This window comes from Nocardioides koreensis, from assembly GCF_039531775.1.
Classification (GTDB): Bacteria; Actinomycetota; Actinomycetes; order Propionibacteriales; family Nocardioidaceae; genus Nocardioides; species Nocardioides koreensis.
The window spans coordinates 135878-147715 of sequence record NZ_BAAAQR010000013.1 but is presented as its reverse complement, the minus strand read 5'-3'; the positions used below and the strand labels follow the sequence as shown (position 1 = coordinate 147715).

At 70.6% G+C, this 11838-nt stretch carries 12 protein-coding genes; all 12 read left to right on the top strand.

Translation table 11 applies throughout. From position 1 onward, the window contains the following. The first annotated feature begins 73 nt into the window (after window positions 1-73). The 12 genes from ftsZ to ABD268_RS18815 all read left to right on the top strand — a co-directional run bounded on the left by ftsZ (window position 74) and on the right by ABD268_RS18815 (window position 11780). A complete protein-coding gene (ftsZ, locus tag ABD268_RS18870; RefSeq protein ID WP_344155986.1) occupies window positions 74-1321 on the top strand; it encodes a cell division protein FtsZ in 1248 nt (415 codons plus the stop codon). 3 nt (window positions 1322-1324) lie between these two features. Further along, entirely contained in the window at window positions 1325-2056 is a 732-nt protein-coding gene (gene pgeF / locus ABD268_RS18865; protein WP_344155983.1) for a peptidoglycan editing factor PgeF, read from the top strand. Then, on the top strand, window positions 2053-2751 hold the full coding sequence (locus ABD268_RS18860; RefSeq protein ID WP_344155980.1) for a YggS family pyridoxal phosphate-dependent enzyme: 699 nt from the start codon (window positions 2053-2055) through the stop codon (window positions 2749-2751). The genes pgeF and ABD268_RS18860 overlap by 4 nt, the downstream gene beginning before the upstream one ends. 63 nt (window positions 2752-2814) lie before the next feature. After that, a complete protein-coding gene (locus tag ABD268_RS18855; protein WP_344155977.1) occupies window positions 2815-3309 on the top strand; it encodes a cell division protein SepF in 495 nt (164 codons plus the stop codon). Window positions 3310-3320: 11 nt separating this feature from the next. Beyond that, complete coding sequence (locus ABD268_RS18850) at window positions 3321-3611, top strand: YggT family protein (protein ID WP_344155975.1); 291 nt, start codon at window positions 3321-3323, stop codon at window positions 3609-3611. A 63-nt stretch (window positions 3612-3674) separates the two neighbouring features. After that, window positions 3675-4415 carry a DivIVA domain-containing protein gene (locus tag ABD268_RS18845; protein ID WP_344155972.1) on the top strand — a complete coding sequence of 247 codons (741 nt, stop codon included), beginning with the start codon at window positions 3675-3677 and terminating at the stop codon, window positions 4413-4415. Window positions 4416-4593: 178 nt separating this feature from the next. Continuing rightward, complete coding sequence (locus tag ABD268_RS18840) at window positions 4594-5463, top strand: TraR/DksA family transcriptional regulator (protein WP_344155969.1); 870 nt, start codon at window positions 4594-4596, stop codon at window positions 5461-5463. After that, the gene (locus ABD268_RS18835; RefSeq protein ID WP_344155966.1) at window positions 5436-6011 is read left to right on the top strand and encodes a signal peptidase II; all 576 of its coding nucleotides are present in this window, start codon (window positions 5436-5438) and stop codon (window positions 6009-6011) included. Before ABD268_RS18840 ends, ABD268_RS18835 begins: the two co-directional genes overlap by 28 nt. Then, complete coding sequence (locus tag ABD268_RS18830; RefSeq protein ID WP_344155963.1) at window positions 6008-6946, top strand: RluA family pseudouridine synthase; 939 nt, start codon at window positions 6008-6010, stop codon at window positions 6944-6946. The genes ABD268_RS18835 and ABD268_RS18830 overlap by 4 nt, the downstream gene beginning before the upstream one ends. Then, the gene (locus ABD268_RS18825) at window positions 6933-7526 is read left to right on the top strand and encodes a GNAT family N-acetyltransferase (protein WP_344155960.1); all 594 of its coding nucleotides are present in this window, start codon (window positions 6933-6935) and stop codon (window positions 7524-7526) included. The genes ABD268_RS18830 and ABD268_RS18825 overlap by 14 nt, the downstream gene beginning before the upstream one ends. Window positions 7527-7671: 145 nt before the next feature. Beyond that, entirely contained in the window at window positions 7672-11232 is a 3561-nt protein-coding gene (gene dnaE / locus ABD268_RS18820; protein ID WP_344155957.1) for a DNA polymerase III subunit alpha, read from the top strand. Next, complete coding sequence (locus tag ABD268_RS18815; RefSeq protein ID WP_344155954.1) at window positions 11217-11780, top strand: hypothetical protein; 564 nt, start codon at window positions 11217-11219, stop codon at window positions 11778-11780. Before dnaE ends, ABD268_RS18815 begins: the two co-directional genes overlap by 16 nt. The last annotated feature ends 58 nt before the right edge of the window (window positions 11781-11838 follow it).

Sequence of the window (11838 nt, the reverse complement as noted above, 5' to 3'; positions counted from 1 at the left end):
AGTCGATTCCCCACCAGGGCACGAAACCGTACGTCCGAGGTACCGGACACGATCAGCGAGAGGCGAATCCGCCGTGGCAGCAGCGCAGAACTACCTGGCCATCATCAAGGTCGTGGGCATCGGTGGTGGTGGGGTCAACGCCGTCAACCGGATGATCGAGGTCGGCCTCAAGGGCGTCGAGTTCATCGCGATCAACACCGACGCGCAGGCCCTCCTCATGAGCGACGCCGACGTCAAGCTCGACATCGGCCGCGAGCTGACCCGCGGCCTCGGTGCCGGCGCCAACCCCGACGTGGGCGCCCGGGCCGCCGAGGACCACGCCGACGAGATCGAAGAGGTCATCAAGGGCGCCGACATGGTCTTCGTGACCGCCGGCGAGGGTGGCGGCACCGGAACCGGCGGCGCCCCCGTCGTGGCCCGGATCGCCCGCTCCCTGGGCGCGCTGACCATCGGCGTCGTGACCCGGCCCTTCGCGTTCGAGGGCCGCCGCCGCGCCAACTCCGCCGAGGAGGGCATCTCGCGGCTCCGCGAGGAGGTCGACACCCTCATCGTCATCCCGAACGACCGGCTGCTGTCGATCAGCGACCGCAACGTCTCGGTGCTCGACGCCTTCAAGCAGGCCGACCAGGTGCTCCTGCAGGGTGTCTCCGGCATCACCGACCTGATCACCACGCCGGGCTTGATCAACCTCGACTTCGCGGACGTGAAGTCGGTCATGGCCGACGCGGGCTCGGCGCTGATGGGCATCGGCTCGGCCCGAGGCGAGGACCGTGCGGTCGCCGCCGCGGAGATGGCGGTCTCCAGCCCGCTGCTCGAGGCCTCCATCGACGGTGCGTACGGCGTGCTGCTCTCCATCGCCGGCGGCTCCGACCTCGGCCTGTTCGAGATCAACGAGGCCGCGGCGCTGGTCGCCCAGGCCGCCCACGCCGAGGCCAACATCATCTTCGGTGCCACGATCGACGACGCCCTCGGCGACGAGGTCCGGGTGACCGTCATCGCCGCCGGCTTCGACGGTGGCCAGCCCAAGAAGCGCGACGAGGGCACGGTGCTGCGACGCGAGTCCCGCCCCCAGCAGACGCAGCAGGAGACGCGCGCCGCGGCCGCCCAGGTGGCCACGCGGCGGCCCGACGAGAAGGTGTCCGCGGGAGTCACCTTCCGGTCCTCCGACCCCGCCCCGTCCGCCGAGCGGCTCGAGCAGTCGCCGGCTCCGGCCCGGCAGGCGCCGCAGCCCGCCCCCGCGCCGACGCCCGCGCCCGCGAAGCAGCCCCGTCAGGTCCAGTTCGACGACGACGACCTGGACGTGCCCGACTTCCTGAAGTGACGGGTGTACTCCCACCGCGACGCCCTCGGCCCCGTCGACCTGGCCTTCACGGACAGGTACGACGGGGTCAGTGGCGCGCCCTTCGACTCCCTCAACCTCGCCATCACCGGTGAGGACGACGCGGCTGCCCGCGCCGAGAACCTCCGCCTGGTGCTGGCCGACTTCGCCCCGGGGGCGACGGTCGCCGACCTCCACCAGGTGCACGGGGCGAGCGTCCACGTCGTCGAGGAGGCCCCCGGCCCCCGGCCGGAGGCCGACGGCATCGTGACCGACCGTCCCGACGTCGTGCTGGTGGTGCGCGCCGCCGACTGCGTGCCGGTGCTGCTCGCGGACCCCGAGGCCGGGGTCATCGGCGCCGCCCACGCCGGCCGCCCCGGGCTGGCCGCCGGGGTCGTGGTCCGCACGGTCGAGCGGATGCACGAGCTCGGCGCGGCCCGCATCACCGCGTGGGTGGGCCCCCACGTGTGCGGAGCCTGCTACGAGGTGCCCGAGGCGATGCGCGCCGAGGTCGCCGCGATCGAGCCGGCCAGCGCCGCCACCACCTCGTGGGGCACGCCGGCCCTCGACATCGGCGCCGGTGTCCGCGCGCAGCTCGAGCGGGCCGGGGTCGCGGTCGTCGACGCCTCCCGGTGCACCCGGGAGTCACCGGACCTCTACTCCTACCGCCGCGACGGACAGGCCGCAGGGAGACTGGCCGGCCTGGTCCGACTGCACGACGGGGCGGAGGGCGAGTGAGCCGTCGCGACGAGATCGCCGACAACCTCGCCACGGTGCGCTCCCGGATCGCGGGTGCCTGCTCCGACGTGAGGCGTGACCCGGGCGAGGTCCGCCTGGTCGTCGTCACCAAGTTCTTCCCCGTCTCCGACGTCCGGCTCCTCGCCGACCTCGGCGTCACGGACGTGGGGGAGAACCGGCACCAGGAGGCGCAGGCCAAGGTCGCCGAGTGCGCCGACCTGCCGCTGACCTGGCACTTCATCGGTGCGCTCCAGAGCAACAAGGCCGCCGCGGTCGCGTCGTACTCCCAGGTCGTGGAGGCCGTGGACCGGGTCAAGCTCGTCGCCCCGCTGGCGCGGGGGGCCCGGGAGCGCGCGACGCCCCTGGACTGCCTGCTCCAGGTCAGCCTGGATCCACCGCAGGCGCGAGGCCGGGCCGGCGCCGACCCCGAGCAGCTCGACGAGCTGGCGGCTGCGGTCGCCGAGGCGGGGGCGCTGCGGCTGCGCGGCCTGATGGCCGTGGCGCCGCTGGGCGAGGACCCGGTGGCGGCGTTCGGCAGGCTGGGCCGGATCAGGCAGGACTTCCTCACCGGACATCCCGCTGCGAGCTGGCTCTCGGCGGGGATGAGCGGGGACCTCGAGCAGGCGGTTCGCACGGGAGCGACACACGTGCGTGTCGGCAGTGCGATCCTCGGATCGAGGCCACGTGTCAAGTAGGGTCAAAACCACCAAGACAGCGCCCGGGACCCGGGGGCTCGTGATCACCGGAGGACAACAGTCATGAGCGGCGCGATGCGCAGGATCGGCGAGTACCTCGGCTTGGTCGAGGACACCGGCCGGTACGACGACTACGACGGCGAGTACGAGACCCAGGACCAGCCGGCCGTGGCACCCGCCCGCGCCCCCAAGGCGCGTGAGCCCCGCCCGGCCCCCGTGTCCGACCTCGCCGAGCGTCGGCGGCCGCCGGCGCCCGGACCCACCGGAGTGGTGGCCGAGCTGTCCCGGATCACCACCCTGCACCCGCGCACCTACAACGAGGCGCGCACCGTCGGTGAGAACTTCCGCGACGGCACGCCGGTGATCATGAACCTCTCGGAGATGGACGACAACGACGCCAAGCGCCTCGTCGACTTCGCCGCCGGACTGGTGTTTGCGACCCGTGGCACGATCGAGCGGGTGACCAACAAGGTCTTCCTGCTCTCGCCGCCCAACGTCACGGTCGCCGCCGAGGACAAGCAGCGGATCGCCGAGGGCGGTTTCTTCAACCAGAGCTAGGTCTTCCCCACGTGCACATTGCCGGACAGGTCATCGAGGGCCTGCTGTGGTTCTTCATCGCGCTGCTCTGGATCCGGTTCGTGGTGGACTGGGTCCAGGTCTTCGCCCGGTCGTGGAGCCCCCGCGGGCCGCTGCTGGTGCTGCTGGAGGTGGTCTACTCCATCACCGACCCGCCGATCCGGGCGCTGCGGCGGGTCATCCCACCGCTGCGACTGGGAAGTATTGCGCTGGACCTGAGTTTTCTGATCGTGATGATCAGTGCCTACGTATTACTGCGCATCAACCGTGGGATCTTCTTCTGATCCCGCAAGCGCTATTGTTCGACGAAGAGTTCTATTTACTGCGATCAATGAATGGGTGAGGTCATGCCGCTGACGCCTGAGGACGTGAGCAACAAGCGCTTTACTCCCGTCCGGCTCCGCGAGGGCTACGACATGGGGGAGGTCGACCAGTTCCTCGACGAGGTGGAGGCCGAGCTCGCGCGGCTCACGAAGGAGAACGACGACCTCCGGTCGAAGTTGTCCTCGGCCCAGGGGGCACCCGTGGCCGAGAAGGCTCCCGAGCGTCCCAAGGTGGAGGAGAAGGCGCCCGAGCCGACTCCCGCGCCTGCTCCTGCCCCCGCTCCGATGGTGGCGGCGAGCCCGGTCGAGACGATCCGCGTCGAGACCGTTCCCGAGGCCTCCAACGCCGCCGCGCGCCTGCTCGAGATCGCGACCCGCAACGCTGACGAGCTCGTCGAGGAGGCCAAGAACGAGGCCGACCGCATCGTCGGAGAGGCCCGCACCAAGGCCGAGCGTCTCGAGTCGGAGTCCAAGGGCAAGGCCGACCGGCTCGAGGCCGACGCGCGCACCCGTGCGCAGATGCTCGACTCCGAGACCGCCGAGCGCCGCCAGCAGATGTTCGGCGACCTGGAGAAGGAGCGCGACAAGCTCAACGGCGAGGTGGAGAACCTCCGCTCCTTCGAGCGCGAGTACCGCTCCCGCCTGAAGAGCTACTTCAGCCAGCAGCTCGAGGCGCTCAACGGCTCTTCCGAGACCGCGGCGCCCTCCGACGAGCAGCGTGCGCCCAAGCGGCTGCGCTCGATCCTCGGCGAGGACGACGGCTGATCACCGGCGCCGAGAGACCGGCGCCACCTGAGTACCGCGGCGACGGCCGGCCCCCTGAGGGGCCGGCCGTTACCCATTTCTCGGTGTGCCGCCTTTGAACGTTTGTGCGGAGCGGCTACCCTCCGTCAACACTGTGGCTCCCGCCACATGTGCCCCGGCTCGAGGGAGGCCACGGCTCATGGCTCGCAGTACTCGCAAGTCGCTCGCTGGACAGGCAGCCTCGGCCGCCCGGAAGGTCGTCGGTCGACGCTCGACCCGGTCGGCCGACGAGGTGGCGACGTCCGCCACCGCCACCAAGACCGCCACCAAGACCGCCAGCGCTCGCAGCGCGGCGCCCGCGGCCAAGTCCGCGCCCGCCAAGAAGGCGGCCAAGAAGGCGTCCCCCGCGAAGACCACGCCGGCCAAGAAGGCACCCGCCGGCAAGGCCACGCCGGCCAAGAAGGCGGCTTCGACCGCCAAGACCGCGCCGGTCAAGAAGGCGGCGCCGGCCAAGAAGGCGGTGGCGGAGAAGAAGGCCGCGCCCGCCAAGAAGGCCGCGCCGACCCGGAGCACTGCAGCGAAGAAGTCCCCGCCGGCCAAGAAGGCGGCTCACGCGAAGAAGACGACACCCGCGAAGGCGGTGAAGAAGACGACCCCCACGAAGAAGGCACCCGCCAGCGCCCTGGTGGTGAAGGAGGGCGAGGAGGCGTGGACCAAGGCGGAGCTCGCCGAGGTGCTCGCCGAGCTCCACGAGCAGCGTGAGCACAGCGCCCGGATCGTTGCCGAGCAGGAGATCGAGCTGTCCGGGTTGATGCGGGACGCCGGCGACGGCGCGGGGCACGACCAGGCCGACCTGGGCGCCACCAGCTTCGAGCGCGACCACGAGCTGACCGTGCTCAGCAACGAGCGCGACAAGCTGGCCCAGATCGAGCGCGCCCTGGGCCGGATCGACGACGGCACCTACGGGGTGTGCGAGTCCTGCGGCAACGCCATCGGCAAGATGAGGCTCATGGCCTTCCCGCGTGCCACACTGTGCATGACATGCAAGCAGCGCGAGGAACGTCGCTGAGCGACGCCACCAACTCCCACCCGGCCGGCCCCACGAGCTCTCGACGAGCGCGACTGACCGCACTCTTCGCGGTCGTCGCGCTCGCGGCGTACGCCGTCGACCTCGGCACCAAGCTCCTCGCCGTGTCCCGGCTGAGCGGGCGTCCCGACGTCAGCGTCGTCGGGGAGCTGCTGGTGCTGCACCTGACCCGCAACCCGGGGGCCGCGTTCAGCACCGGCACGGAGTACACCGTGGCCCTGACCTGCGTCGCCCTCGTGGCCGTGGTCGTGGTGGTCCACCTCAGCCGCCGGCTCGGCAGCGTCGGCTGGGCGGTCGCGCTCGGGCTGCTGCTGGCCGGGGTCGCCGGCAACCTGACCGACCGGCTCTTCCGCGAGCCGGGACCGTTCCGTGGTCACGTCATCGACTTCCTGATGCTGCCGCACTGGCCGGTCTTCAACGTCGCCGACATGTGCATCAACGCGGCGGCGGTGATCATCCTGGTCCAGGCCTCGCGCGGGATCCGGATCAACGGGATGCCCACCTCCGACCGGCGCGAGGAGTCCGCGTGACGGCCGCCGCCGACCACCGTCTGCTGGCGGTGCCGGATGGGCTGGCGGGGGAGCGGGTGGACGCGGCGCTGGCCCGCATGTTCGGCCTGTCCCGCACGAGGGCCGCCGAGCTGATCGCCGAGGGCCACGTGCTCGTCGACGGGGCGGGCGTGGGCAAGAGCGACCGGGTGCTGCCCGGCTCGATGCTCGACGTGACGATCCCGGTCACGCGGGACCCGCTCGCGGTGGTCCCCGGGATCGTCGAGGGGATCAAGATCATCCACGACGACGACTCGATCGTGGTCATCGACAAGCCCGTGGGCGTGGCCGTGCACCCGTCGCCCGGGTGGTCGGGCCCGACCGTGGTGGGCCACCTCGTCGGCGCCGGCTTCCGGATCGCCACCAGCGGCGCCTCGGAGCGGCAGGGCATCGTCCAACGACTCGACGTCGGCACCTCGGGCGTGATGGTGATCTGCAAGTCCGAGCACGCCTACTCGCTGCTGAAGAACGCCTTCCGCCAGCGGACGGTCGACAAGACCTACCACGCGCTGGTCCAGGGCCACCCCGACCCGCTGGAGGGCACCGTCGACGCCCCGATCGGCCGGCACCCGCGAGCCGACTACAAGTTCGCGGTGATGGCCGACGGCCGCAACAGCGTGACCCACTACGAGACCCTCGAGGCGCACCGCTTCGCGAGCCTCCTCGAGATCCACCTCGAGACCGGGCGGACCCACCAGATCCGGGTACACATGGCCGCGCTGAAGCACCCGTGCGTCGGCGACCTGACCTACGGCGCGGACCCGGTGCTGGCGCGACGCGTGGGGCTGGAGCGCCAGTGGCTGCACGCCGTACGCCTGGGCTTCGAGCACCCGGACACGGGGGAGCACGTCGAGTACGAGTCGACCTACCCCGACGACCTCGCGCACGCCCTCGAGGTCATCCGTGACGCCCACTGACGGGCTCGACCTGTCCCTGCGCCGGGCGGAGCCCGACGACGCCACCCCGCTGGCCGACCTCTACACGCAGGCCCGGGTCGCCGCGGTCCCGATGATGCCGCCGGCCCTGCACACCAACGCCGAGGACCGCGCCTGGTTCGCGACCCGGCTGGCCCGCCCGACCCACGAGGCCTGGGTGGCCGAGCGCGACGGCCTGCTGCTCGGGTACGCCCTGATGGACGCGGTGTGGCTCGACCACCTCTTCGTGCGTGCCGACATGACCGGCCAGGGCGTCGGCGGGGTGCTGCTCGACCTCGTGAAGTCGCTGCGGCCCGACGGCTTCTCGCTGTGGGTCTTCGAGTCGAACTCGGGGGCCCGGCGCTTCTACGCCCGGCGCGGGCTCGTGGAGCTCGAGCGCACCGACGGTGCGGCCAACGAGGAGCGCGCCCCCGACATCCGGATGGCCTGGCCGGGGTGCGACCCGCAGGCGTTCTTCGGCCGTCTCCTGACCGACGTCGACGACCAGCTGGCCGACCTCACGGCGCGCCGGGCCGCCCTGACCAGGGCCCTCGCGGCGCTGCCGGCGGCTCCCGCTCCCTGACCGGAGGGGCTGTCGGTGCGCCCTGCCACCATGGGTCCGACGGTTCGCGTAGGCTGGCGTCCTTCCCCCAGGATCGCCGCCATGCCACAGGCCGTGGTCGATGCTGCACGCCCGAACGATTGATCTCGAGGAGCGCCCCGCGACGATGGCGACAGGTTCACAGGACTCCTTCGTCCACCTCCACGTCCACACCGAGTACTCCATGCTCGACGGTGCGGCGCGGCTGGGAGCGCTGACCGAGCGCGCCGCCGAGCTCGGGATGCCGGCGGTGGCGATGACCGACCACGGCAACGTGTTCGGGGCCTATGAGTTCTACAAGAAGGCCAAGGCGGCCGGGGTCAAGCCGATCATCGGGATCGAGGCCTACTTCGCGCCCAACATCTCCCGGTTCGAGCGCAAGGGCGTCAACTTCTACGACGGCGGCTCCGACGACGTCTCCGCGCGCGGTGCCTACACGCACATGACCCTGCTCTCGGAGAGCACCGAGGGCATGCACAACCTGTTCCGGCTCTCGACCGGCGCCTGGCGCGACGGCTTCTTCAAGCACCCGCGCATGGACCGCGAGCTGCTCGCGCAGCACAGCAAGGGCATCATCGGGACCACCGGGTGCCCGTCCGGCGAGGTGCAGGTCCACCTGCGCTACGGCAACTACGACGCCGCCCGCAAGGCCGCCGGCGACTTCCAGGACATCCTCGGCCGGGAGAACTACTTCCTCGAGCTGATGGACCACGGGCTCGACATCGAGAACCGCGTCCGCGACGGCCTGCTCCGCCTCGCCCAGGACCTCCAGATCCCGCTGCTGGCGACCAACGACTCCCACTACGTCAACCGGGAGGACGCCAAGTCCCAGGAGCACCTGCTCTGCATCAACTCCGGCAGCACCATGGACATCCCCGCCGGCGACGGGCCGGGGCAGCGTTTCGCGTTCAGCGGTGACGGCTACTACATCAAGTCCGCGCAGGAGATGCGCGCGCTGTGGGCGGACAAGTACAACCTGCGCGAGGCCTGCGACAACACCCTGCTCATCGCCGAGCGCTGCGACGTCCAGTTCTCCGAGGCCGTCGGCAAGTACATGCCCAAGTTCCCCTGCCCGGCGGGGGAGAACGAGGACTCCTGGCTGGTCAAGGAGGTCGAGAAGGGGCTGCAGTTCCGCTACCCCGGCGGCATCCCCGACCACGTCCGCAAGCAGGCCGAGTTCGAGCTCGGCGTCATCACCCAGATGGGCTTCCCGGGCTACTTCCTCGTGGTCGCCGACTTCATCAACTGGGCCAAGGACAACGGCATCCGCGTCGGACCCGGCCGCGGCTCCGGTGCGGGCTCGATGGTCGCCTACGCGATGCGGATCACCGACCTCGACCCGCTCGAGCACGGACTGATCTTCGAGCGCTTCCTCAACCCCGACCGCGTCTCGATGCCCGACTTCGACATCGACTTCGACGAGCGCCGGCGCGGTGAGGTCATCAAGTACGTCACCGAGAAGTACGGCGACGACCGGGTCTCCTACATCGTCACCTACGGCACCATCAAGGCCAAGCAGGCCGTGAAGGACTCCAGCCGGATCCTCGGCTACCCGTTCGCGATGGGGGACCGGATCACCAAGGCCATGCCGGCCGCGGTGATGGGCAAGGACGTCCCGCTCCAGGACATCTTCGACAGCAACCACAAGCGGTACGGCGAGGGCGGCGAGTTCCGGTCGCTCTACGACGGCGACAACGACGTGAAGCGGGTCGTCGACACGGCGATCGGCATCGAGGGCCTCAAGCGCCAGTGGGGCGTGCACGCGGCCGGCGTCATCATGTCGAGCGAGCCCCTGGTCGACGTCATCCCGCTGCTGAAGCGGCCCTCCGACGGCGCGATGATCACGCAGTTCGACTACCCGACCTGCGAGAACCTCGGCCTGATCAAGATGGACTTCCTGGGGCTGCGCAACCTCACGGTCCTCGACGACGCGGTCAAGAACATCAAGGCCAACCGGGACTTCGACCTGGTCCTCGAGGACCTCACGCTGGACGACCAGGACTCCTACCGCCTGCTCGGCACCGGCAACACGCTCGGGGTCTTCCAGCTCGACGGCGGCCCGATGCGCGGCCTGCTGCGCCTGATGCGCCCCGACAACTTCGAGGACATCTCGGCCGTGCTGGCGCTCTACCGGCCGGGTCCGATGGGCGTCGACTCGCACACCAACTACGCGCTGCGCAAGAACGGCCGGCAGGAGATCACGCCGATCCACCCCGAGCTCGAGGAGCCCCTCAAGGAGATCCTCGGCACGACGTACGGCCTGATCGTCTACCAGGAGCAGGTGATGGCGGTCGCGCAGAAGCTGGCCGGCTACACGCTGGGCCAGGCGGACCTGCTGCGCCGCGCGATGGGCAAGAAGAAGAAGGAGGTGCTCGACGCCGAGTACGTCCCCTTCTCCGACGGCATGAAGGCCAACGGCTACTCGCCGGCGGCGGTCCAGGCGTTGTGGGACGTCCTGGTGCCGTTCTCCGACTACGCCTTCAACAAGGCGCACACCGCGGCGTACGGCCTCATCTCCTACTGGACCGCCTACCTCAAGCAGCACTACGCGCCGGAGTACATGGCCGCGCTGCTGACGTCCGTCAAGGACGACAAGGACAAGATGGCGATCTACCTCAACGAGTGCCGCCGGATGAAGATCCAGGTGCTCCCGCCCGACGTCAACGAGTCGGCGTCCAACTTCACCCCGGTCGGCAACGACATCCGCTTCGGCCTCACCGCGGTCCGCAACGTCGGCGGCAACGTCGTGGACGGCATCGTGGCCGCCCGCGAGGAGAAGGGCCGCTACGTCGACTTCAACGACTTCATGGAGAAGGTCCCCGCCCACGTCTGCAACAAGCGGGTCATCGAGTCGCTGGTCAAGGCCGGCGCCTTCGACGACATGAAGCACAAGCGGCGTGCCCTGGTGGCGATCCACGAGACGGCGGTCGACCAGTACGTCGACATCAAGCGCAACGAGGCAATCGGTCAGGACTCGCTGTTCGGCGGCCTCGACGAGGACGCGGGCGGCGGCTTCGGCATCTCGGTGACGATCCCCGAGATCGACGAGTGGGACAAGATGACGCTGCTGGGCCACGAGCGGGAGATGCTCGGGCTCTACGTCTCCGACCACCCGCTGCTCGGCCTCGAGCACGTGCTCTCCACCGGCACCGACTGCACCATCGGCCAGCTGATGCTCGACGAGGAGCGCGCCGACGGCTCGCCGATCACGATCAGCGGCCTGGTGACCTCGGTCCAGCGGAAGGTGACCAAGCGCGGCGACGCCTGGGCGATGGTGACGCTCGAGGACCTCGACGGCGCCATCGACGTGCTGCTGTTTCCGAGCGCCTGGCAGCTCTCGGGCCACATGGTGGCGGAGGACGCGATCCTCACCGTCAAGGGCAGGCTCTCGCGCAGCAAGGACCAGCCCGAGATCATGGGGCAGGAGGTCAGCATGCCCGACCTCTCCGAGGGACCGTCCGGGCCCGTCGTGATCAGCCTGCCCTCCACCCGGTGCACGGCGCCGGTGGTGGAGCAGCTGCGTGACGTGCTCGGCTCCCACCCGGGCATGACCGAGGTCCAGCTGCGCCTGATGACCCGCGCCTCGACGACCGTCATGCGCCTCGACGATAGGCTCCGGGTCACCCCGAGCTCCGCGCTCTTCGCCGACCTGAAGCACCTCCTGGGACCTGGATGCCTGAGCAACTGATCGCCCCACCGGCGCCCTCCCCGCGCGCCGAGGAACCGCGTGGCGGGTGGCGGCTGCTGCTGCCGTACGCCGTCCAGGCGGCCGGCATCGTGGCGGTGTTCGCCGTCGCGGGGGTCCTCGCGGGCGTGGTGTGGGAGTGGCTGTGGACGCCTCCCGTGGGGTTGGCCGTCCACCACCAGTGGATCCAGGACGAGGGCGGGCTGCGCGCCAACTTCTCCGGCACCGGGACCTACGTGCTCGTCGCGGTGGTCGCCGGGTTCGTCGTCGGCGCGGGTGTGGCCCTGCTCGTGCGCCGGTCCGAGCTCGTCACGCTGGTCGCGGTGCTGGGCGGGTCGCTGCTGGCCGGCTGGCTGATGCACCGCGTCGGCACGGCCCTCGGGCCGCCCGACCCGCACCCCCTGGCTGCCTCGGCGAAGGACCTGACCGAGATCCCCGGCAAGCTCGTCGTCTCCGGCGACAGCACGCTGCGAGCCTTCCCGGGCGGGGCCCTGATCGGGCTGACCGTGATCTTCCTGGGGCTCTCGCGACACCGCGCAACTCGGCCCTGAGCGGGGCCCGCTGGCGGTAGGCTCACCGCCGGTAGGCACACCGCGCGGGCGCAGCAGC

Excerpts from the sequence above, each read along its gene's own strand:
- ABD268_RS18855 (WP_344155977.1), top strand. The coding sequence starts at position 2,815 with ATGAGCGGCGCGATGCGCAGGATCGGCGAGTACCTCGGCTTGGTCGAG.
- dnaE (WP_344155957.1), top strand. The coding sequence starts at position 7,672 with ATGGCGACAGGTTCACAGGACTCCTTCGTCCACCTCCACGTCCACACC.
- ABD268_RS18815 (WP_344155954.1), top strand. The coding sequence starts at position 11,217 with ATGCCTGAGCAACTGATCGCCCCACCGGCGCCCTCCCCGCGCGCCGAG.
- ABD268_RS18835 (WP_344155966.1), top strand. The coding sequence starts at position 5,436 with ATGCAAGCAGCGCGAGGAACGTCGCTGAGCGACGCCACCAACTCCCAC.
- ABD268_RS18840 (WP_344155969.1), top strand. The coding sequence starts at position 4,594 with ATGGCTCGCAGTACTCGCAAGTCGCTCGCTGGACAGGCAGCCTCGGCC.
- ABD268_RS18845 (WP_344155972.1), top strand. The coding sequence starts at position 3,675 with ATGCCGCTGACGCCTGAGGACGTGAGCAACAAGCGCTTTACTCCCGTC.